Source organism: Blastopirellula marina DSM 3645, assembly GCF_000153105.1.
GTDB classification, from domain to species: domain Bacteria; phylum Planctomycetota; class Planctomycetia; order Pirellulales; family Pirellulaceae; genus Blastopirellula; species Blastopirellula marina.
This window is the reverse complement of the sequence record NZ_CH672376.1, coordinates 3,665,057-3,689,469: the sequence shown is the minus strand read 5'-3', so window position 1 is coordinate 3,689,469 and position 24,413 is coordinate 3,665,057. Positions and strand designations below refer to the sequence as shown.

At 55.6% G+C, this 24,413-nt stretch carries 13 protein-coding genes (1 of these 13 cut by a window edge); 12 read left to right on the top strand and 1 reads right to left on the bottom strand.

Annotated features, from left to right (window positions below; all coding sequences use genetic code 11):
• The first annotated feature begins 351 nt into the window (after positions 1 to 351).
• The 8 genes from DSM3645_RS16665 to DSM3645_RS16635 all read left to right on the top strand — a co-directional run bounded on the left by DSM3645_RS16665 (position 352) and on the right by DSM3645_RS16635 (position 7,536).
• Complete coding sequence (locus DSM3645_RS16665; protein WP_002653419.1) at positions 352 to 792, top strand: hypothetical protein; 441 nt, start codon at positions 352 to 354, stop codon at positions 790 to 792.
• A gap of 377 nt (positions 793 to 1,169) precedes the next feature.
• Positions 1,170 to 1,568: a hypothetical protein gene (locus tag DSM3645_RS30960; RefSeq protein ID WP_002653418.1), complete on the top strand. Its 399-nt coding sequence runs from the start codon at positions 1,170 to 1,172 to the stop codon at positions 1,566 to 1,568.
• Positions 1,555 to 2,766: an acetate/propionate family kinase gene (locus DSM3645_RS16655; protein WP_002653417.1), complete on the top strand. Its 1,212-nt coding sequence runs from the start codon at positions 1,555 to 1,557 to the stop codon at positions 2,764 to 2,766. Before DSM3645_RS30960 ends, DSM3645_RS16655 begins: the two co-directional genes overlap by 14 nt.
• Positions 2,763 to 5,132, top strand: coding sequence for a phosphoketolase family protein (locus DSM3645_RS16650; protein ID WP_002653416.1), 2,370 nt, complete (start codon positions 2,763 to 2,765; stop codon positions 5,130 to 5,132). The genes DSM3645_RS16655 and DSM3645_RS16650 overlap by 4 nt, the downstream gene beginning before the upstream one ends.
• 101 nt (positions 5,133 to 5,233) lie before the next feature.
• Positions 5,234 to 5,674, top strand: a complete 441-nt coding sequence (locus DSM3645_RS16645) for a cation-transporting P-type ATPase (protein WP_002653415.1) — start codon at positions 5,234 to 5,236, stop codon at positions 5,672 to 5,674.
• Positions 5,671 to 5,889 (top strand): hypothetical protein, encoded by a 219-nt coding sequence (locus DSM3645_RS29505; RefSeq protein WP_161603364.1) that lies wholly within the window; start codon positions 5,671 to 5,673, stop codon positions 5,887 to 5,889. Before DSM3645_RS16645 ends, DSM3645_RS29505 begins: the two co-directional genes overlap by 4 nt.
• A gap of 330 nt (positions 5,890 to 6,219) precedes the next feature.
• Positions 6,220 to 7,263 carry a tetratricopeptide repeat protein gene (locus tag DSM3645_RS16640; RefSeq protein ID WP_161603362.1) on the top strand — a complete coding sequence of 348 codons (1,044 nt, stop codon included), beginning with the start codon at positions 6,220 to 6,222 and terminating at the stop codon, positions 7,261 to 7,263.
• A 45-nt stretch (positions 7,264 to 7,308) separates the two neighbouring features.
• Positions 7,309 to 7,536 (top strand): hypothetical protein, encoded by a 228-nt coding sequence (locus DSM3645_RS16635; RefSeq protein WP_002653413.1) that lies wholly within the window; start codon positions 7,309 to 7,311, stop codon positions 7,534 to 7,536.
• 55 nt (positions 7,537 to 7,591) lie between these two features.
• On the opposite strand, the gene DSM3645_RS16630 is transcribed toward DSM3645_RS16635, so the two are convergent.
• A complete protein-coding gene (locus DSM3645_RS16630; protein ID WP_050769451.1) occupies positions 7,592 to 8,812 on the bottom strand; it encodes an IS256 family transposase in 1,221 nt (406 codons plus the stop codon).
• 179 nt (positions 8,813 to 8,991) lie between these two features.
• Here DSM3645_RS16630 and DSM3645_RS16625 point away from each other — a divergent pair, with 179 nt between their 5' ends.
• From DSM3645_RS16625 to DSM3645_RS16610, 4 genes are all read left to right on the top strand, one after another.
• On the top strand, positions 8,992 to 9,225 hold the full coding sequence (locus DSM3645_RS16625; RefSeq protein WP_040352716.1) for a hypothetical protein: 234 nt from the start codon (positions 8,992 to 8,994) through the stop codon (positions 9,223 to 9,225).
• Positions 9,226 to 9,328: 103 nt separating this feature from the next.
• On the top strand, positions 9,329 to 9,544 hold the full coding sequence (locus tag DSM3645_RS16620; protein ID WP_040351906.1) for a hypothetical protein: 216 nt from the start codon (positions 9,329 to 9,331) through the stop codon (positions 9,542 to 9,544).
• Between the two features lie 358 nt (positions 9,545 to 9,902).
• Positions 9,903 to 12,392, top strand: a complete 2,490-nt coding sequence (locus DSM3645_RS16615; protein ID WP_040351905.1) for a tetratricopeptide repeat-containing sulfotransferase family protein — start codon at positions 9,903 to 9,905, stop codon at positions 12,390 to 12,392.
• A gap of 318 nt (positions 12,393 to 12,710) precedes the next feature.
• Positions 12,711 to 24,413: the 5' end (the start) of a Calx-beta domain-containing protein gene (locus tag DSM3645_RS16610; RefSeq protein ID WP_002653408.1), read on the top strand. Its footprint extends 15,615 nt past the window's final position; the window shows 11,703 of its 27,318 coding nt (coding positions 1–11,703); the start codon lies at positions 12,711 to 12,713; the stop codon falls past the right edge of the window.

The following is a 24,413-nucleotide window of genomic DNA, read 5'->3' as shown; positions in this document are numbered from 1 at the left end:
TACTTTTTCTTCGTAGCGCGGTAGTCGGAAGTTGATTCCTGCGTAACTAGTGCGAGCACTTCACCGCTGAGGCTTGACGCAAACAGCAAAAATCCATGCCCGTCGAGCAGGGGATCATGTTATACAAAGTTGGCTGCGCAATTTCGATGAATTGCCCGCGAACGTGCTGTGCACATTGCAATCGGCGTGGCGGCGCTCGTCTGTTGCGGAGCCGCGAGGATGGCGACTTGCGACAAGCAAGTAATTTGACCGAGCCTCGTACGTTGATTCAAAGATGAGCAATCCGCCTCGGCGTTCCAAGTAGCCGCTGGGCGATTGGAATAATTGAGAACTCTAATTAGGAACAAACCTATGGCGACCAAGGCAGGCGTGTGGATCGACCACCAGAATGCAATCATCGTTTCAATCACTGCGGCCGGTGAAGAGATTACCCGGCTTACTGCAGGCGACCAGGAAGCGTTTCCACCTTCTATCGAATCTCGCGAGCAGCATCGCTATACGCCCCACGACTTTGTGGCCGAAGACAAGTTAGAACGAAAACAAGCCAACGAAGAGAAGAAGATGTACGTTGCTGTCATGGCGGCGTTGCAAGGCGCCGAATCGATTTTGATTCTTGGCCCCGGAGAAGCGAAAGGCGCGTTTCAGAAGTATCTCGCAGGACAGCATGAGTTGTGCTTGGAGATCACCGTCTCTCCAGCTGACAAAATGACCGATCCTCAACTCATCGCGAAAGTCCGCGAGCATTTTGGCGTCGCCAAGTCGAGGAGTTTTCATCGCGGCGCCCAAAAGTAGTCTGGGGCGACCGGCGTCAGTAAAGTTATGCGACAATTCTCGCCCTGAGCGGCGGATCGTGGTCTTCGAAGCCGCGAATTGTCTGATTGCTCACAAAAATACCTTCGGCGAACTCCCAAAGGGGACGCATGAACCGTCCGGCTCGAATCCGCTGCTTGTATCTCGACATCGAAGGCGTTCTACTTTCGAATGAGTGGGATCACATGCTCGTCAGCGCACCGGGAAGAAGTTTCAACGCGAGCCGCACGATCTGGAGACCCGGCATTAGTTGATTTCAGCGTCTCAGAAGAAGAATGGAAACTAACGCGTGCAGAGTTTCTCGGTCGGGTGGTCTTTCATCAGCCCGTTCGTTTACTCGAGACGCGTTTCGAGAATTTATGTTCGCGCAATCGCAGCCCGATCCCGACATGTTGGATTGGATGCCGCGTCTCAAGACGCGACACGGGCTAAGAATCATTGTTGGCGGCAATGAAGCGCGCGAATTGATTGAATGTCGGATTCAGAAGTTCCGTCTGAACGACCTTGTCAATGCTTCCATTTCCTCGAGTTTCGTCCTTATTCGCAAACTCGATTTGGACGTCTATCGCTTACCGCTCGATATCTCCCAGGCATTGGTCGCGGAAATCACGTACATCAAAAACAGGTCGCAGGTCATCGATCTAGCCGAGCAAAGGGGAATCCGTAGCATTCTCCATACCGACTGTCATTCGACGCGCGTCCAGCTTGCGTCGTACGGACTAAAAGAAGATGGGGGAGGCGAACATGGATCTTGTTAATTCACGGATCTTAACGATCAATGGCGGTTCATCGAGCATCAAGTTCGCACTCTTTCAGGCCGTCACGTCGCTCGATCCGCTGCTTACCGGATCGATCGAACGAATTGGATTGCCGGAGACCCGCTTGCAGGTGAACGATTCAAATGCCCAACGCGACGTTTCGCAGTCCGTCGACGCTTCCAATCATGCAGCGGCCGTGAGAGTTTTGCTGGATTGGATCGAGCAGCGGATCGGCGGTGAATCGTTGGCGGCCGTGGGGCATCGTGTGGTGCACGGCATGCAGCACGTAACAGCAGAGCAGGTGACCCCAGAATTGTTGGTCGAGTTGCGACGGATTAGCCCCTGCGATCCGCAACACTTGCCCGGCGAAATTGAGATGATTCAGGCGTTTGGAGATCGCTATCCGACGCTGCCTCAAGTTGTCTGTTTCGACACGGCGTTTCATCAGTCCATGCCGCGCGTCGCCAAGTTACTGCCGATTCCCCGACGCTATGACGCAATCGGGGTTCAACGTTATGGATTTCACGGCCTCTCCTATTCTTATTTGATCCAAGAACTGAAGCGACTTGGTGATCCCGTAGCGACAACAGGCCGTGGGATTCTAGCGCATCTCGGCAACGGCGCGAGTCTTTGCGCCATTCGCGACGGGAAGAGCGTCGATACGAGCATGGGTTTCACGCCGACCGCCGGCCTGCCGATGGGGGTGCGATCTGGCGATCTCGATCCTGGTTTGGTCGGATACTTGGCGCGAGCCGAAAATATGAGCGCAGAACAATTCAATGAGATGGTCAACTCGCAGTCAGGGTTGTTGGGAGTGTCGGAAAGCAGTTCCGACGTCCGCGACCTTTTGGAGATTGAATCGACTGATGTTCGCGCGGCGGAAGCGGTCGCCTTGTTTTGTTATCAGGCGAAGAAGTCGATCGGCGCGTACGCCGCCGTGTTGGGCGGTCTCGACACGCTCGTATTTGCCGGCGGCATTGGCGAGAACGCAACTTCAATTCGCACAAGGATTTGTGAGGGGTTAGAGTTTTTGGGGCTGGAGATCGACGATCGACGCAATTTAGCCAGTGCCGATGTAATCTCCTCGGCGGCCAGCCGAGTGACAATTCGCGTGATTCGCACGAATGAAGAATGGATCATCGCCAGCACTGTCTGTCAGGTATTGGGCATCGGCCAAAACAGGAAATGTAAAACATGAACGCTACGTCCCTTACGTCGGAGTTGCTTGACAAAATGGACGCCTATTGGCGGGCCGCTAATTATCTGTCCGTTGGTCAGATCTATCTTTTCGACAATCCGTTGCTAAAACGTCCATTGCAGCTTTCGGATATCAAGCCCATGTTGCTCGGCCACTGGGGAACGACGCCGGGACAAAACTTTATCTACGTCCATTTGAATCGGATCATCAAGAAATATGATCTCAACATGATTTACGTCTCCGGTCCCGGACACGGCGGACCGGCCGTCGTAGGCAATACCTATCTCGAAGGAACCTACAGCGAAATCTACCCCAACATCAGTCAGGATGAAGAGGGACTGCGAAAGCTGTTTATTCAGTTTTCATTCCCCGGCGGGATTCCGAGTCATGCGTCTCCAGAATGCCCAGGCTCGATCCATGAAGGAGGCGAGCTTGGTTATTCACTTAGCCATTCGTTTGGCGCCGTGTTTGATAATCCTGATTTGATCGTCGCCTGCGTTGTGGGGGATGGCGAGGCCGAAACCGGTCCATTGGCGACAGCCTGGCATTCTAACAAGTTTCTCGATCCCGCTACCGACGGCGCCGTCCTCCCCATTTTGCATCTTAACGGCTACAAGATCGCGAATCCGACGATTTTAGCTCGGATTGAGCCGGAAGAGCTGGATAAGTTGCTCCACGGCTATGGTTGGACGCCGTACTATGTCGAGGGGGATGATTCGCGACGAATGCATGAAGTCATGGCAATTGCGCTCGACGAAGCGGTCGAGCAAATAAAAACGATTCAGCAGGACGCCAGAGCCAACGGCAATTTCACTCGTCCGCGCTGGCCCATGATCGTCTTCCGTTCACCCAAAGGCTGGACGGGACCAAAGATCGTTGGTGGCCTGCAAATCGAAGGAACTTTTCGCGCTCACCAGGTTCCTCTCTCTGATCCGAAATCTCATCCAGAGCATCTGCAACTATTGGAGGATTGGCTGAGAAGTTATCGACCGGAAGAATTGTTTGACGACCAAGGGCGTTTGAAACCGGAGCTCGCCGAACTCGCGCCGCAAGGCGAGCGGCGCATGGGCGCCAATCCTCATGCCAACGGCGGCAAGTTGTTGCGCGATCTGAGACTGCCTGATTTTCGTGACTATGCGTGCGACGTTCCCGAGCCGGGAGCTCACGGCATCGGTGATACGCATGTCTTGGGCCCTTTCTTACGCGACGTGACGAAGCTCAACCAGCCGCAGCGGAATTTCCGGGTCTTTGGCCCCGATGAAACGCTCTCCAACGGCCTGGAGGCGCTCTTCCAGGTAACCAAGCGGCAATGGGAAGCGCGAACGGAGGACAACGACGAGTTTCTGGCGCCTCAAGGTCGCGTGATGGAAATGCTCAGCGAGCATCAATGCGAAGGCTGGTTAGAAGGCTATTTGCTCACCGGACGGCACGGCGTATTTAACTGCTACGAGGCGTTCATCCACATTGTCGATTCGATGTTTAATCAACACGCCAAATGGCTGAAGGTCACCGCCGGCCTGGCCTGGCGGCATAAGATTGCGTCGCTCAACTACTTGCTCGCGTCGCATGTCTGGCGACAAGATCATAACGGTTTCACGCATCAAGATCCGGGCTTTCTCGACCATGTCGTCAACAAGAAAGCCGCAATCGTCCGCGTCTATCTTCCGCCTGACGCGAATTGCCTGTTGTCGGTCATGGATCATTGTTTGCGCAGTCGACATTACGTCAACGTCGTAGTCGCTGGCAAGCACCCGGCGCCGCAATGGCTAACGATGGATGCGGCTGTGAAGCATTGCACCGAGGGGATCGGAATCTGGCAGTGGGCCAGTAACGATCAAAATGAAACGCCCGATGTGGTGATGGCCTGTTGCGGCGATGTTCCTACGCTGGAAACTCTGGCCGCGGTATCGATCTTGCAGGAGCATCTTCCTGATCTCAAAGTCCGCGTCGTCAACGTCGTGGATCTGATGAGACTGCAACCCCACAGCGAGCATCCGCATGGCTTAAGCGATGTTGATTTCGATGAGCTGTTCACCAAAGACAAGCCGGTGATATTCGCCTTTCACGCTTACCCGACGTTGATCCATCAACTGACGTACCGTCGCACGAATCATGCCAACATTCATGTGCGCGGCTACAAGGAAGAGGGAACGATTACGACTCCGTTCGACATGACTGTGTTGAATGATCTGGACCGATATCATTTAGTCATGGATGTTATTGATCGCGTGCCGAAAACTGGCGAAAAGGGAGTCTATTTGAAACAGCAGTTGGAAGACAAACTGATCGAACATCGACAATATATTTGCCGTCACGGACAAGACATGCCGGAAATCCGGAATTGGAAATGGAACGCTGCGAAATAAAAGTGCAAAGACCAGTGCAGGAGAGACGCGTGAAACCCAGCGATCGCGATGTTACGAACGCCGAATGACCGCAATGGTCGCCGGTTGAACCAAGGATTTCCATGTCGAAAACGACTGCGGAACGTTCCGGCGCCGCCGCCGCGGAAGCGACATCTTCGATCGATCTCAAATCGCTATCGATGCCGGAGCTTTTCCAGAAACGAGGGTCCTCTCCCAGCGGTCTGAGGCAAACCGAAGCAGAGAAGCGGCTCGCCCCGTATGGGCCCAACCAGCTTGAGCAGCAGAAGACCAATCTTTTTCTAAAATTTTTCTCGTACTTCTGGGGCCCCATCCCCTGGATGATCGAAGTCGCGGTGATCCTTTCGGCAGTCGTACAGCGCTGGCCTGATTTCTTCATTATTCTCCTGCTGCTGATCGCCAACGCCGTGGTCGGATTTTGGGAGGAATTGCAAGCAGGCAATGCGACTGAGGCGCTCAAAGCCAAGCTCGCGATCAAGGCACGCGTCAAACGGGACGGCAAATGGATTACCCCAGCAGCGTGAGATCTGACGCCAGGAGACGTGATCCGGTTGCGTCGATCACGGAAGAAGATCCAGACGCTGTCGGTCCCCTAACATCTCCCGTAACCAGCTACACCTACGATACTGACGAGAATATTCTCACGATTACCGATCCACTGGGTAACGTGACCACCTATGCCTATACCGACGGATTGCCGAGCTCATCGCAGATATTTCCGCTTTTCCTGCACGAGTGAAAAATGCCAATTTGCCAGTCTACCCTCATCAAAACAACGATTATTGTAACGTTATTCATTTGCACCTGCTTTCATCGAGCGCCAACCGTGAACGCTGAAGATGACAATTTCCTGGATTCCGTCGTCTCCAAATGCATCGCTGGCGATTGGAATGAAGTCGCCGCGTTTGTCGCTGACGTCGATCAGCAAAATCCCAATTATCCCACCGCCTGCGTCGCCAGGGCAATCAACTGCCTAAGGCAACGAGATCCTCGTGCCGCGATACGACAACTTGAACTCGCCGGCGCGGCCGATCGAGCAAAGACGCTCCAAGCATATGGCCGCATCTCAATGGCAGTTTATCCGCCCATTGGAGAATATGACGCTCCATTCGCTGCAGACTTGTTGAAAGGAGAACCGGAGGATGTCTTGATCGCGACGAACGAAAAAATTGGACAGCGCCCGCTTGATGTCGCGAACTACTTACGCCGCGCTGAGGTGGTCGATTGCGTTTACTTCGTCCAAGACACCCCTGAGCAGAGTGAGGCGACGCTCGAGTGGCTCGACGCCGGCCTTGGCGATGCGACGATTGCGCTATTGGAGCCGACTTTGGCGGAGGCAGCGTACCGAATACGCTCTAGTCTTTGGAGCCTACGAAGGGACGCCGTCAATGACTTACGGGATGGCAACGATGCCGCAGAGGACCTAGGTCAGGCGAATCGACTAGCAGGTCGGTCTGCGGAGAACATGGATTCCTATGCAAGACTGCTTTGCGACGCTAAGCGTTTTCACGAATCGCTTCAGGTAATTGCCGCTTATGGCGACGACGGATTCCGACCTAATTGGTTGATGATACGAGGTCGATGTCATTTCGAGTTGAAAGAATATGCCAAAGCGATCGCGGACTTCGATGACGCCATCAAGTCCTATCAAAGCCTACCGAATAGCCCGCCTTCGTCGATTGCCTTTGCACTTTATCAGCGGGGTACGTGCCATTTCGAACTGGGCGACTACCGATCAGCGATACGCGACGCCCGAGCGTCCCAGTGCTTGGAGACAAAAAACCTTTCAATCTTCCAATACCCTTTGATCTACCAAGCGATGCTTCGCCAAGGGGATATCAAATTAGTATCTGAAATCATCGACAAGCCTGCGGATATGGTGTCAGATCCTCAAACCGCTTTATATGAACGGGGCAAATATTTTCTGGAATCAGATCGCTTTGCTGAGGCGGAAAAAGACTTTCTCGCGCTAGCGACTCCCGATTCCGGCAGCCATGCGCCTGAGCAGTATCTTGTTACGATCTATCAAAAACAAGGAAAAGCGGACTTGGCTGAAAAGTATGCGAAGCTCGTCGCTGAAAAAATCGCCAAGCTGCCCTATTGGATGCGCTGAACTTTGGTCGAGGCCTTTTCTCGCTCATCTACTTCAGGGAAGTAAGTGAAAGACTCAGCTTCCCTTTCTTATTTCACCGGCCAGCAGACCGCCGCGACCAATCTGCTGACCGAAACGGAAGATTCGGGCCTCGACAACATCGGCTCCAACGTCGCCTACGCCGCGATCGCCGCCGTCGCCAGCAATACCTATTCCAGTCTTCGTGAATCGACGATCTTCGCCCGCAACCTGCTCGCCGCTTCCGGTAGTGTCCGTCAAGTTGCGCACATTTGATTTTCAGCCCTGGCTCTGGAAAATTGTTTTTGCCGCGCGCGGCAAAAACAATTTTTCACGCTCCGTGATCTTCCCTCTCCTCCGGTTCGTGCAGGCGGTCCATGTCCAGGTAGCGCCGCGTTCCCCAGTGCGTGCCGGCGATGTGACGTAGTCGGGCCGCCACCAGCATCAGCGCGCTTTGACCATCCGGGAACGCACCGACGACACGCGTTCGCCGCCTGATCTCTTTCATGATTCGCTCCAGCATGTTGTTGCTTCGCAGTCTTGTCCAGTGCTCGCGGGGGAAGTTCATGTACGCCAGCGTTTCCTGGACGCCTGCTCGGAAGCATTTCGCCGCGTTTCCCAGCCGTAACGCGGCCAGTTTCTCGGCCACTTGTTCCGCTTTTTCAGTCGCTGCAGTTCGGTCTTCCTGGGCGTGCACCGCCTTCAGCATCGCCGCTACGTCGCGTGACTTGCTACGCGGCACATCCTTCAGCACGTTGCGATAGAAGTGCACGATGCAGCGCTGCCAAGCCGCCTCGGGAAAAAACTCGCCGAATGCTTCGACCAGGCCGAGACACTTGTCGCTGGTGATCAGCCGCACGCCTTGCAGGCCACGCTCTTTGAGATGGCGTAGGAACGTTCGCCAGCTCTCGCTGTCTTCCTTCGTCCCTTCGGCGACCGACAGAATTTCGCGATGCCCGTCCGATCGCACGCCAACGGCGACGAGCACCGCGATGTTTTTTACCTCGCCGCCCCAGCTTCGCTTCAGCCAGATGCCGTCGAGCATCACGTACGGATGTTCTCCTTCCAGCGGCCGATTCCGCCAGACGTCGATTCGCTCGTAGATCTTCTGGTTCAGCTCGCTGACCGTGCTTGAGCTGACCCGCGTTCCCCACAGCGCCTCGGTGATGTCTTCGACGCGGCGGACCGAAACGCCAGCCAAATACATCTCGACCAAAGCCTCTTCGACGCTCGCTTCGCGACGTTTGTAACGTTCGATAATCTGCGTCTCAAGCGGCAAGCTCCGCAACCGCGGAACCTTTAGCGAGACTTCGCCCGCCTTGGTCTGCAGCTTCCGCGAATACGACCCGGCTCGCGAGTCGACGCGGTCCGGCGAGCGTTCGTACCGCTTCGCTTTGCAAATCTGATCCGCTTCGGCGTCGAGCATCTGATTCAACGTCTCCTCGACAGTCGAGCGGACCAGTTCATCAAGATGCCCCCGCACCGCTTCGCCGTCAATTTTAATCGCATCCCGGATCTCTTCGCCGGTCCGATCTTCTGGTAAATTCGTCATGGTCAGTCCTTGGTTCTGGTGGTGGTTGATGTTGCTAATCAAATCCATACCAGAGCCAGGGCTGGCTCTCAAATTTGCGCAGTATTTAGGACGTTATCCGGGCGTCCAAAACTTGCTGGATGATTTGCTGGTTGACCGTCCCCGCCGCCGTCTCCTGCGAGTTTCCAAGTGAAGTGGCCATGCAGCTTGTTATCGAAACGAATGGATCGGTCCGCTGTCTCTACGGCGAAACGATCGACCTAACACCGCTAGGCCAGTTGGCGATCTCGCGCGGTTCACTGGTCGAACCGTGCCAAGACGGGTCTTGGTTCGCCGATCTCTCGCCCGTCGAAGGTCCAATGCTGGGCCCGTTTGCTCACCGCAGCGATGCGCTCGCTGCCGAAGTCGGCTGGCTAGAACAGCACTGGTTGTAGGCAGCGTCGTTCTTAATTCTTGATTTAACCAATGTGAGTCCCCGGCTGCGCTCCATCAGCGTAGTCGGGGATTTTTTTGTTCTTGATCCAAATGGAAATCGTCATGCATTTACGAGACCTAAACCGCGCCGTCGCCGCCGCAACCGGCGAATCCATTACTATGATCGGCCGCCTTGGTTTCCAACTGGAAACTCCGCTTGAATACTTGGACCAGTACGAAGAAGACGCCAATCCGCAGATCATCGACTGGGACCGGCTCGAATCGGAACGATATCAACAGAGCTATTGGGGCCGAATCGATGCGCCGCACGCCGCGTGAACGGCCTTGGGAAGCTACGTTCGCTTTTCGGCATTGCGAGAGGTGGCGTTTACGCAGTAATCAACGTCGGGGAGGACGAGAGCGCAGACGACGAATCTCGGTTTCAACGTGTCAGAAGGTTAAAACGTGACCTCAAAGCTCACTAGATGCCCAATTCGGGAGAAGGAATTATTTGCCGGGGCGTCCAAGGCGGCGTCCCGGCCTTTGGTTTTCTTTAGCGATTACGTCAACGAACTTCGGCCACGTCACAGAACCTCGCCCGTAATTCTGGACATACTATCGTCATCCCATCATAATCCGCTTTTGCTCCATCGCTTTCATGATGCCTTGAACCGGCCTTTTCACAAATCGGGAAATGATGAAAAACGGACTGCAGGCTGCATTTCAGCTGCATAGGGCTGGTGATTTAGCAGCCGCTGAGCGAACGTATCGCCAAATCCTCATCGATACTTCGAAGGACCTGAACGTACTTCACCTGCTGGGCCTGAATCTTCACGAGCAGGGGAAAGATCGGGAGGCCGTCGTCTTTTTAGAGAAGGCCGTAGAAATCGGGCCGACCATTGGCGTGCTCTACAACAGTTTGGGCGTGGTTCGAATGGCTTTAGGAGATTTGCGAGTCGCAGAGTCCTGTTTTCGAAAAGCGATATCGCTCGATTCCGTATGCGAGGAAGCACGGCGTAATTTGGCCGCTGTGTCGCTGAAGCTTCAAGGCCAAACAAGCGTTCCGCAGTCGCCGATGGCTTCGTCTAGATCAACAGCCGCCATTGGAGATTCCGAGCAAGCCGAGCAAATTCTTCGCCAACGTTTGGGCGAATTTCCGGATGATTTGAATGCTTACATCGAGCTGGCTCGTCATTGGATGGAGCGTGGAAAGACTCGGGAAGTGATCGATTTGTTGTCCGAACCTGTTGAGCGTTTTCCTCAAAGCATGGAACTGGCCAACCGCTTGGGCGAAGCGTTGGGCAGAGAAAATCGTCACGACGAAGCCGAGAAAATCTTCCAGCGACATCTTGAGCGTTTCCCCGAGAGCGTTACGGCCCATATCAATTATGGAGTCAGCCAGCTAGCGCAAGAGCGAACCTCACAAGCTGTATCCAGCTTCGAGAGAGCACTCGAGCTAAACCCCGAATGTTTTCGAGCGCAATTCTTGATTGGCATTGCGTGGCGCCAGTCTCAACAATACGACGCAGCGGAAATGGCGCTGCAAAAAGCCTTGGAATTGCAGCCTGGCTCCAGCGAAGCTCTTGTCGAACTCGCTCATCTTGAAAGACTGCGAGGCAACCTTCAAAAGGGACTGGAAACTCTCACGGCGATTCTCGACCGAGATCCGTGCCATGGACCAGCATTGCTGGGATTGGCGACTTGCTGCGAGACGCTGTCTGATCCGGATTTGGTCGTACAGTACTGCGTGAAGGCCTTGAAAGCGAATGCCAAATTTGCACCAGCGCATCTTTTGCTAGGAATGGTTTTGGCTTCGCGGCTAACACCGGACAAGCGTGCCAGGCTGGAACTAGCGGAACGAGAGGAACTGGGCGAGAGAGCGCTCCTACATCTGAGTTCGGCGGCAAAATTCGCCCCGAGCGCCGAAGCGATGGAGGCCTGGGGCTCGGCGCTCATTAACATGGGGCGGCACGCCGAGGCGCTAGGGAAGATCGAGGAGTCGATACGCTTAGTCCCTGTATTCGCCCCTGCCCATGAGTCGCTTGGAAGAATCTATCTGGAGCAAGGCCGCATCGACGACGCGTGCGCAGCCTTCTCCGCCGCGGTCCGTCTCGATCCGCGGCGAGCATTGGCCCAGTTCGAATTGGCTCGATCCAAAAAAGTGGACGACGTGCCGCGTTCGATCCAGCAGGTAAGAGCCTTATTGGCTCGCGGCGATCTTCCGTTCCGCGAACAGGTGCTGATGCATTTTGCCCTGGCAGGGCTGTATGATGCGGACAAAAACTATGACGCCGCCTTCGAGCATTACCAAATCGCCAATCGACTGAAATGCGAAGATCCTCGCGGCCTTTTGCGCTCTGGCGATCGTGAAATGCAAAAAAAAGCACGGTTCCATACCCAAGAGTTTATGGAGATCTTCAGCGAGGAGTATTTTCGGGAGTATAGCGATCGCTTTGGATCGGAGAGCGAATTGCCGGTGTTTATTGTCGGAATGCCGCGTTCTGGCACGACGTTGGTAGAACAGATTCTTTCAAGTCATCCCGATGTCTACGGGGCGGGGGAGCGGATTGACATCGCCGACTTGACGCTTGCTTTACCGCGACGGTTGAACTCGGAAGCACGCTATCCGCAGGCCGCCGTTTTGCTCACGCAGCAAGTCGCCAGAGAGATGGCCGACTCCTATTTGGAACAACTTCGCAAGCTTGCTGCTTCCGCAATGCGAGTCACGGACAAAATGCCGATCAATTTTCGGCACCTTGGATTTATTGCCCGGCTTTTCCCTCGCGCCCAAATCATCCACGTTCGACGCGATCCGCTCGATGTCTGCGTTTCTTGTTTCCGCCAAAATCTCGAATGGCCGTTTTGTGATCTAGACGCAGCGGCGATTTATTTCCAGGGATATCGCCGCTTGATGACGCATTGGAAGGAGGTAACGCCACTGCGAATCCTTGATGTGCGTTACGAAGATCTGGTGGCCAATCAGGAAGAAGAAAGCCGTCGGATGGTTGAATTTTGCGGCTTGCCATGGGATGAGGCGTGCCTCGATTTTCAAGGATCAAAACGAGCTGTTCAGACGCCTAGCAAATGGCAAGTTCGGCAACCCGTTTATCATTCGTCTGTGGGGGCCTGGAAACGCTATGAGCGACATCTTGGTTTCCTGAAGAAAACGCTTTCCGATAAGTCTTGACAGATACATATGGGACCGAGCTACGTGATTGCGGCAAGAGATCGCGTACCCTCTTCTAGCGCCAATTCTGTTCATTGCAGACCATTCACCCAAATTTCTTACGCCGTAACTTATGTGGATTGAAAGAGTTGGGCGTTCATCGGAAAGTTTTCCATGAAAATAGTTTGATCAGGGAAGATTTGTTCGATAGATTGCGGAGGCTCCTCTGGAGAGGGCCATCGCCCCGCAAAGCAGGGGGCCCAAATGCGCGGGTTATTGCAACCAGCAAAAGACTCTTCTCCATAAAATCTAGCCGCAACGCAGCAAAGGACTCTTGCCATGCGTAGGTCGATCTTTACCTGGACGGAAACGCTGAAGAAATTGGGGCTAAAATGGAAAAAGCAACGGCTCCCCAAGGCGCGTTTCCACACTCGATCTCACCGGCATGAGCAACTGGAAGTTCGCCAATTGCTGGCGGCGGATCTAGTATCGGTCGAGGACAACGATTCAATACTGACCGCCCAAACCGCGGCGTTCGTCGTCGATACGCAATACGTCATCGAAGGGAGTGTGGGCGATGGAGCCTTCGCTTCCAGTGACGTCGATTTCTACAAGGTGTCGCTCTCGGCAGGGCAAACGTTTTCGGTCGACTTGGACGCGAACTACCTTGACGATGGCACAAATTTGAGTTGGCTGGACAGCTACATACGGCTGTTCGATTCTTCTGGAAACCAGGTTGCGGTCGACAACAACGGCGAAAGCGAAAACGACTTCTACAGCTACCTCGATAGCTATCTCTCGTTCACAACTGTCACTTCCGGCGACTTCTACATCGGGGTCTCGGGTTATGGCAATAGCGGCTACGATCCTGCTACCTCAGGCAGCGGAAGTTCGGGGAGCAGCGGAGATTACATTCTGCAACTGCTCGCGACCGATCCTATTCCGCCTGACGCTTATGGCGATCAGATTTCAACCGCCGAATCGGTAAGCCTAACGCCTGGCGTCTTAACCGAAATCAACGGCGAAGTCGGGGATGGCGCCTTCGAGAGTAAAGATGTCGACCTGTTCGAGGTAACGCTGGCGGCTGGCGAGCGACTTTCGATCGATATCGATGCAAATTATCTCGACAACGGCAGCAATCTGAGCAATCTCAATAGCTATTTGCGAGTATTCAACGCCTCGGGAAGCCAACTCGCGGCGAGCAACTACGGCGCCGGCGACAATGATTTTTACAGCACAGGCAACGACGGCTACTTGTCGTTCCTGGCGCCTTCGGCGGGAACCTACTACATCGGCGTTTCGTCTTACTACAACCGCTACTACAGTGCGACCGTGGCGGGAAGTGGGGCGACTTCGGCAAATTCGGCCGCAACAGGCGACTATCGTCTGCAACTCTTTACGGAAGGAGCGCCAACCGCCGATGCCGAAGGGGATGACCTAACAACCGCTCAAACGGTTTCATTGACGGAAAATGTTCTGACAGAGATCGACGCGGAGATTGGCGATAGCCTCTATCCAGGAAAAGATGTCGATCTATTTCAGGTCACGCTGCAGCAAGGCCAAGCTCTGACGATCGACATCGACGCCAACTATCTCGACACGGGTGGCGGCTGGCACAGCGACTTGAACAGCTATCTCCGTCTGTTTGACGCCTCCGGAAACGAACTTGCGGAAAACAATTACGGCTATAGCGACAATGACTACTCAGGCTACAACGACAGCTATCTGACGTTTGTCGCCCCCACGACCGGAACCTATTACGTCGGAGTCTCGTCGCAATACAATCCGTCGTACGATCCAACCACGGCGGGAAGTGGGAACGATTACACGAGTTACAATTCGCACGGAGAATATCGGCTCCAATTGCTGGCATCCGAGCCGTTGCCCGCCGACAGTGCAGGCGAAGAGCTGTCCGCGGCCCAGGCGGTCACCTTGACCGAAAACGTGACGACTGAGATTGACGCTACGATCGGCGACGGCTGGTATCAATCGGCCGACGTTGACCTCTACGCGGTGACGCTCGACGCTGGGGACCGGCTTTTGGTCGATATCGACGCGAATTATCTCGACGACGGAACGCCTGATAGCAGCCTGAATAGCTATCTCCGTATCTTCAATTCGTCAGGTAGCCAGGTCAGTTTCAATGACAACGCGACAAGCGACAGTGACGACAGTTCGGGAAGCGACAGCTATCTCCTGTTTGTGGCCCCCTCGTCAGGCACGTTTTATATCGGCGTCTCTTCGTATTACAACCGCTACTACGATTCCAATTCGCTTGGCAGCGGCGCCACCTCGACCAGCTCGTCGGCCACGGGGGATTACCGACTGCAGCTGACGGACATTGGGCCTCCCTCGCCTGATAGCGCCGGAGACGATATCTCCTCGGCTCAAACGGTCGCTCTGACAGAAGATGTTCCCGTAGAAATTGATGCTGAAATCGGCGACGGACTTTACTACTCCGCTGATGTCGACATGTATGCTGTGACGATGACGCAGGGACAACGTCTGGCGATCGATATCGATGCAAGCGTGCTTGACGATGGAACCTGGTACAGTTCGCTCAACGGTTACCTCCGGCTGTTCGACGCCTCCGGCAATTTGCTGCAAGCCAATGACTACGACAGAAGCCTCAACGATTTCTATGACGTTGGCAGCGACGGCTACCTATGGTTCGTCGCCCCCTCCGCCGGAACGTTTTATATCGGCGTTTCTTCGTACTACAACCGCTACTACGACGCCACGACGGAGGGAAGCGGCGGCACGTCTACATCTTCAGCCGCCGAAGGGGAATACAAGCTGCAGCTACTGCTGTCTCCTGCGTTGCCGCCCGATAGCCCCGGCGAAGATATTGCCTCGGCTCAATCGGTTTCGCTCACGCCCGAGGTGCAGGTTGAGTTGGACGGTTCGATCGGAGATGGGACATATGGGAGTGCGGACGTCGACTTGTACGCGGTGACGCTGGCGGCGGGTCAGACGATTCGGATCGACATCGACGCGGTGAAGCTGGATAGTGACGGGACGGCGCTCAGTTCGCTCAATAGCTATGTGCGGATGTTCGACGCCGCCGGGCTTCAGTTGAGTTACAACAACAACGGCACGAGTCCGAATGACTACGGCTCGTCCGCCGACAGTTATCTCTCGTTCACGGCGTTCAGCGGGAGAACCTATTACATCGGGGTCTCCTCGTACTACAACCGCAACTACGATCCAACCACGGCGGGAAGCGGCCAGACGTCGACCAACGCTGCGGCGATTGGCGATTACAAGCTGCAGCTGTTGGCCGAGACGCCTCCGACGCCTGACTCGGCCGGTGAAGAACTCTCGACCGCCCAGGTCGTGGAGTTGGATCCGTTCGTGCCGGTGGAGATCGACGCCGTGATCGGCGACGGGGCCTACTTCACCTCGGATGTCGACTTCTACGCGGTGACGCTGACTGCCGGTCAGACGGTGACGTTCGACGTCGACGCCTACTGGGACGACGAGGGGAACACGATCAGCTCGCTCAACAGCTACCTGCGGCTGTTCGACTCGGCGGGCAACCAACTGAAGTCGAACTCGTCGAGCCACAGCGACAACGACCATAGCGAATATTACTGGGGCTACCACTACTTCAACTACCAGGACAGCTTCCTGACGTTTACGGCGACCACCGCCGGGACGTATTACCTGGGGGTCTCTTCGGACTACAACACTAACTACGATCCGGAAACGACCGGAACGGGTCAGGCCTCGAGCTACACGCAAGCTTCGGGGGCTTACAAGCTGCAAGTGTTGGCGGACGGTCCGGCGATCACGGTGGAAGACGTCTTCGTAGGCGAAGATTCGAGCACGGTCACGTTTACCGTTCGGCTGAATCCGTTGAGCGACGAGACGGTGACGGTAGACTACGCGACCGCCGATGGCACGGCGTTGGCGGGAAGCGACTACACGGCGACTTCAGGCACGTTGACCTTCGCTCCGGGAACGGCGACGCAGACCGTCACGGTAGCGATCGCCGATGATGGGATCTTGGAAGCTCCGGAATCGTTCACGCTGCAGCTGTCAAACATCTCCTCGAACGCCACGCTGCTGGATAGCGAAGCGACCGCGACGATCGCCGATGCGGCAGGAGATGAACTGAGCCGAGCCTTGGACGTCAGCCTCACGCCGGAGGTTCAGGTCGAGTTGGAAGGTTCGATCGGGGATGGGACGTACGGGAGCGAGGACGTCGACCTGTACGCGGTGACCTTGTCGGCCGGTCAAACGATTCGGATCGACGTCGACGCGGTGAAGCTGGATAGTGACGGGACGGCGCTCAGTTCGCTCAATAGCTATGTGCGGATGTTCGACGCCGCCGGGAATCAGCTTCAGTACAACAATAACGGCACGAGTCCGAATGACTACGGCTCGTCCGCCGACAGTTATCTCTCGTTCACGGCGTTCAGCGGCGGAACCTACTACATCGGGGTCTCCTCGTACTACAACCGCAACTACGATCCGACGGTCGCGGGCAGCGGGCAGACCTCGACCAATGCGGCGGCGATCGGCGACTATAAGCTGCAACTGTTGGCCGAAACGCCGCCGACGCCCGACTCGGCGGGAGAAGAACTCTCGACCGCCGAAGTTCTCACGCTCGATCCGTTCGTCGCGGTGGAGATCGACGCGACGATCGGCGACGGGGCCTACTTCACCTCGGACGTCGACTTCTACGCGGTGACGCTGTTTGAAGGGCAGACGGTGACGTTTGACGTCGACGCTTACTGGGACGATGAAGGCAATACAATCAGTTCGCTGAACGGCTACCTGCGGCTGTTCGATTCGGCGGGCAACCAGCTGCAATCCAACTCGTCGAGCCACAGCGACAACGACCATAGCGAATATTACTGGGGCTACCACTACTTCAACTACCAGGACAGCTTCCTGACGTTCACGGCGACCACCGCCGGAACGTATTACCTGGGGGTCTCTTCGGACTACAACACCAACTACGATCCAGAAACGACCGGAACGGGTCAGGCCTCGAGCTACACGCAAGCGTCTGGCGCCTACAAGCTGCAGGTGCTGGCGGACGGTCCGGCGATCACGGTGGATGACGTCTCGGTCGGAGAAGATTCAAGCACGGTCACGTTTACCGTTCGGCTGAACCCGTTGAGCGACGAGACGGTCACCATCGACTACGCGACCGCCGACGGCACGGCGTTGGCGGAGAGCGACTACACGGCGACGAGCGGGACGCTGACCTTCGCACCGGGAACGGCGACGCAGACCGTCACGGTGACGATTCTAGACGATGGCGTGCTGGAAGATCCGGAATCGTTCACGCTGCAGCTCTCGAATATCTCTTCCAACGCCACGCTGCTCGATAGTGAAGCGACGGCGACGATCGCCGATGCGGCTGGAGATGAACTGACCCGAGCCTTGGACGTCAGTCTCACGCCGGAAGTCGCCGTGGAGTTGAATGGCTCGATCGGGGACGGGACATACGGCAGCGCGGATGTCGACCTGTACGCAGTAACGCTGGCGGCGGGACAGACGATTCGGATCGACATCGACGCAGTGAAGCTGGATGGGGACGGCTCTAGCCTCAGTTCGCTCAACAGTTATGTGCGGATGTTCGACGCCGCCGGGCTCCAGTTGAGTTCCAACAACAACGGCACGAGTCCGAATGACTACAGCTCGTCGGCTGATAGCTATCTCGAGTTCACGGCGTTCAATGGAGGAACCTATTACATCGGGGTCTCCTCGTACTACGACCGCAACTACGATCCGACCACGGCAGGCAGCGGGCAGACCTCGACCAACGCGGCGGCGATCGGCGATTATAAGCTGCAGCTTTTAGCCGAGACTCCTCCGACTCCCGATTCGGCGGGGGAAGAACTCTCGACGGCCGAAGTTGTTACGTTGACGCCATTGGTCTCGCAGCAGATTAGCGCCGACATAGGGGACGGCGTCTATTCTTCAGCGGATGTCGATTTTTACATAGTTGAACTGTCAGCCGGACAAACGCTGAATATCGATATCGACGCCTATCAACTCGACGATGGAAGTCAATTGAGTCAATTGGATGCATATCTCCGGCTATTCAATGCATCGGGTACGCAGTTGGCTACGAATAGTTCCAGCGTTAGCGGCGACGACGCCGGCTATAACTATCGCGATCCCTACCTGACGTTTACGGCGACGGCAGCCGGGTCCTATTACATTGGGGTTAGCTCGGATTACAACACTAGCTACGCCCCCACCAGCTCTGGAACTGGCTCGACTACGACGTCGACGGCGGCGGTGGGAGCATATCAGTTACAGCTATGGATGGATGAAGCGCCGATTCCCGACGCTGCAGGTGATTCAATCGCGACCGCTGAATTGGTGACATTGACTCCATTCGCTTGGCAAGAAATCTCCGCAGAAATCGGCGACGGCGCGTTTGGAAATAAGGATGTAGACCTCTACGCGGTTGAACTAGCGGCAGGTCAAAGTTTAAAGATTGACGTCGACGCATATCGATTGGACGATGGTGAGCAGCTCGGTTCGCTCAACAGCTACCTGCGTATTTTTAACGCGGCAGGAACGCAGTTAGCTTTCAATGACAGCGATCTCAGCGAGGACGACGATCCATCTTACGATTCCTCCGACTCTTATCTTTCGTTCGTCGCCGCTTCGGCCGGCGTCTACTACATCGGGCTAAGCTCCGCGTATCGTACTAACTATGACCCCGGCGAGGCCGGGAGCGGTGAGACGCCTCCCGCGTACGGCGAAGCTGAAGGGGAATACAAGCTCCATTTGCTGGCGAGCGGCCCCGAACTGACGATTGGAGACGTGTCGGTCGACGAAATCGCCGAAGTCGCGACCTTTACCGTCACCTTGACGCCGGTATCGGACGAGGCCGTAACGGTCGACTATACGACGGCGAACGGTACGGCGACGGCCGGTAGCGACTATACGGCGACGAGCGGCACGCTCACCTTCTCGGCTGCCGCGTCAACGCAAACCATCTCCGTAATAATTCTCGACGACAGCTTATTTGAGAATCCGGAATCGTTCACGATTCAGCTCTCCAACGCGGTCGGAGCCGGTATCAGCGATGCGACCGCGATCGGTACGATCAACAGCGAAGATTTACCGCCCAGCGATGCGCCCGGCGACAGTATCGGGACCGCGCAAAGCGTAAGCTTGTCACCCAATGTGATGACCGAAATTGAACAGGTCGTCGGTGACGGCAGTTACGAAAACAAGGATGTCGACTTTTACGCCGTCACGCTCATCGCCGGTCAATCGATCTCGATCGATATCGACGCCTACTACGATGACACTTACGGATCCATGGACCAGCTGAGTGATTTGAACAGTTACCTGCGGGTCTTTGACGCGTCGGGAACGCAACTCGCGTACAATAACGACGGGCATGCCGACAACGATTACTGGAACTACTCGTATCGAGACGCGTACGTTTCCTTTACTGCGCCTTCCTCCGGCGCCTACTATATCGGCGTCTCCTCGTCATACAACACCAGCTATAATCCAGCGATCGCTGGAACCGGAAGTAGTTCATCCAGCGGGAACAGTCGCGGCGCCTATAGACTGCAATTGTTAACGAATGGACCGGCCCTGACGATCGCGGACGTGACGATCGATGAAAACGCCGCAACGGCGACCTTCACTGTCACATTAGAACCGTCTACCGATGAAACGGTGACCGTCGACTACGCGACGGTCGATGGAACTGCGGTTGCTGGTAGCGATTACATAGCGACCAGCGGTACGCTGACATTCTCGTCGGGAACCACAACGCAGACGATCACGGTGTCGATCCTCGATGACAGCCAGTTTGAAGATACGAAGTCGTTCACCATTCAGCTTACCAACGCGGTCGGCGCCGGTATCGCCAACCCGACGGCGATCGGGACGATCAACGATGATGATACTCCACCTGCCGATGGACCGGGCGACACCATCGCTCAGTCGCAGAATGTAAGCCTGACCGCGAATGTGACGATCGAGATCGAAGCGCAGATTGGTGACGGCTCCTATGGGATCAACGATACCGACTTTTACGCGGTGGAATTAGCGGCGGGCCAGGTACTGCACGTTGACGTCGACGCGATTCGGTTGGATGACGGTAGCCCGCTCAGTACGCTTTACAGCTACCTACGGATATTCAATGGAGCAGGAACGCAGTTGGCGTCGGGCAACAGTTCGGCGAGCCCCAATGACGATACTTCCTATTATCCTTCCGACCCCTATCTGGCGTTCGTCGCTCCGGCGGCGGGAACCTACTACATCGGGGTCACTTCAACCTATCGCACTAACTACAATCCGAACACGCCGAACAGCGGCTATGGAGCGCCCAACTACGTCGAAGCAATCGGAGAGTACAAGCTCCAACTGCTGACGGAGGAACCGCCTGTGCCCGATACGGCGGGAGAAACGCTGGACACTGCCCAGCCGATAACGCTGACGCCATTCGTACCGCAGCAGATCGACGCCGAAATTGGCGATGGGGCCTACAAATCGGCCGATGTCGATTTCTACGCCATAGAACTGTTTGCCGGCCAGACGGTTCGGATCGACCTCGACGCATACCGGCTGGACGACGGCGGCCAGTTGAGCCAACTCAACTCCTCCATGCGGCTGTACAATGCGGCTGGATCGCAACTGCTGACGAACAGCAGCGCCCGCAGCAGCGACGACGACAGCGGCAACTACTGGGATCCGTATATCTCGTTCACCGCTTCGGCGGCCGGGACGTATTACATCGGGATCAGTTCCGACTACAACGCCAACTACAATCCGACCACTGCCGGTACCGGAAACGCTAGTTCCTCCAGCTCGGCTGTGGGCGCCTACCAGCTCAATCTGTGGGCCGATGCGCCAGCACTGACGGTCGGTGACGTAAAAATCGGAGAAGATGGGACGGCGACGTTCATCGTGACACTTTCGCCGCTGAGCGACGAGACGGTGACAGTCGACTATACGACCGTCGATGGCACGGCGACTGCCGGCGCCGATTACACAGCTGCCAGCGGCACGCTCACCTTCTCCCCAGGCATTGCGACGCAAACGGTCACAGTGATGATCGCCGATGATGGCGTTGTGGAGGATGCCGAGTCCTTTACGCTGCAGTTGTCCAACGTGGCGGGAGCGATTTTGCTGGACGACGAAGCGACGGCGACCATCGCCGACGCGGCGGGAGACGTGCTCTCGCGAACGCTCGAAGTTGAGCTGACGGTGGATGTGCAAACCGAGTTGTCGGGCGCGATCGGCGATGGAACTTACGGGAACAACGATACCGATTTCTACGCGGTAGAGTTGGCGATCGGTCAGAAACTGCACGTTGACATCGACGCGACTCGCCTAGACGATGGCGCCCAGCTCAGTTCGCTGAACAGCTATCTGCGAATCTTCAATACGGCGGGAACACAACTGGCGTCGAACAGCAGCGGAACCAGCGCGAACGACGAAGAGTCTCCCTATTACGGCACGTCCGATTCCTATCTGCTGTTCGTTGCTCCAGCAGCCGGAACCTACTACATCGGCATCAGTTCCGCCTACCGCACCAACTATAGTCCGAACACGGCGAATAGCGGCTATGGGGCGCCGAACTACGACGAAGTTCAGGGGCAGTACAAATTGCAATTGTTGGCGAAAGTTCCGCCAACGGAATTCTACGCGACGGTGGATGTTCCGACCGGAGCATTTGATTTAGGAACGATCACCTATGCGGCGGACTGGGACTGGGATCGCGGAACCAGCCTCCCCTTGGAAGAGTCAAGCATGTACGAGGGCGTTTTGCAAGCGACCTACTCCCTGGATGGTCGCCAAATCGAATATCAGGATGGCTACGGCTACGTGCAAATGACGCTCTCTGCTGATGATTGGGGCGCCGCCGGCTGGGACAACGTGCTGCACTACCATTATGACTCGGCTACAAGTGAGGCGTATTTCACCAACCAAGAAGGGACGGTGCGAGTTCGCTATTTGATCGATTCAATTGACGTCGTGACGATCCAAGACGTTATTGCGACCGAAGATTACACGGCCGTGATCGATTGGGGAGACGGCGTCCAAAGCGAAGGAACCCTCGAAGAAATCGGAACCTACCAAGTCGGCGGCCAAAATCAATTTCGCGTGATCGGAGATCATCTCTATTCAACGGACGGCGTCACCGACATCACGGTTACCGTTACTGGCCCCGATGGAATTGTCGTCGAGGGGCAGAGTTCCGCCGATACCTGGACCGCAAACCGTTCCGTTACGATCGTAGAGCAGACGCTAACCGCCAGCGGCGCGTTGTTGGATACGGTTCGCGGCGACTATTTAAGTACGACCATCGCGACATTTACCGATATCGACCCCGCAGAAGTTGCGGAGTATTCAGCCACGATTGATTGGGGCGACGGAACGATTGAGTCGGGCTCCATCGCATCGCAAGGGAACGACCTCTTTCATGTCAATGGAAGCCATCGCTATCAATACACCGGCCAGTTCGCGCCCAGCGTCAGAATTGTCAAGCATGAATCAGCCACGATTGATGTCGCAGCGGATATCTCCGTCTGGAGCATACCAGGGCTGATCGCAACAGAAAACGTCGTGACCGACGATACCGAATTTGCGAAGCTGACGTATCTAGCCGAATGGGACTGGGATCGTTCGCAGCAATACGACTTGGCTTCCACCACCTATGAAGCTGGGAATCCCAATTACGATTCAACCTACACGCTTCCGGACGGGAGCGAAATTGCTTTCTACTTCAACAGCTACGAATCCAGAGCACGACTGCGTCCTACCGACAAGCCAGAAGTCTTGCTTTTCGACGACAACTACGACGGAATCTTCGAGAGTTACGACGGCGGTTTCCGTGCACGCGTCCAGTCGTCGGCGGTCCAGGTGCTGACGCCGGATGACGCGTTGTCACCTGATGACTTCACGGCCGTGATCGATTGGGGAGACGGAACGCAAAGCGCCGCAACGCTCGAGAATGTCGGAGTATTTCAACCGGGCCAAGAAAACCAGTTACGCGTCTTGGGTCAACACATCTATGCGACGACGACCACCGCGCAGATTCAGATTTCAATCACCGCCGCCACCGATCTTGTCGAAGGAGGTCATAGTTTTGGGCAGCAGTGGTCTGGACAAGCCCCTGTCGTAGTAGTTGTGCAGACGCTTGCGGCGGAGGGGATCTCGTTCGAGCCGGTTGTCGCCAAGAACTTTAGCGGTACGCTTGTGACGTTCTTCGACAGCGAACCCTCCACTTCTTCGCAATACTCGGCGAAAATTCAATGGGGCGACGGCACTAGTAGCAATGGCAGCATCATTGCCGACGGAAATGGCCAGTATCAGGTAACCGGCAGCCATACCTATTCATACAACGGCGCGTTCGAAGGAAGCGTTCGTATCGCTAAGCAAAATGCCGCGATGATCGACGCCGAATTGAACACTACCGTTTGGAGTGCGGAGCCAATGATCGCGACTCCAGACGTGCATTTGGGCGAAACGGTATTGGCCTCACTTGCATTCGCCGCCGACTGGACATGGGATATGGGTACGCACTTGCCAATTACTGAATCGTACTGGGATGAAACCGGAACTCAGATTACTTACTCTAACGGCGAAATGACGATCGTTTACAACAGCGGCCAAAACTATGCGCAAATGGCGCTTCGAGGCGGCGATTTCGGCGAAATCGAATATGGGGAAGATATACTCTCTTTGTCGTTTGATCCCATCACGCATGAGGAGTACTACACCAATTCCCAAGGAACTGTTCGAGTGCGCAACTGGGGGGAAGGTATCGACGTGATTTCAGCCCTGGACGCCATTTCCGTCGATGACTATCTAGCGGTAATCGACTGGGGAGACGGAACTCAGAGCGAAGGCGTACTAGAGCCTTTTGACCAATTTGTTCCGGGGGGAACAAATTGGTTTCGCGTAGTCAGCGATCACACCTACGAAGTGACTGGCGACGCAATGGTGAATATCACTGTCACGGGGCCCTCAGACCTGATTGTCGGCGGCCAAAGCTTCGGAGAGGAGTGGAATGGTCAGATGCCAATCACGATCGTTCCT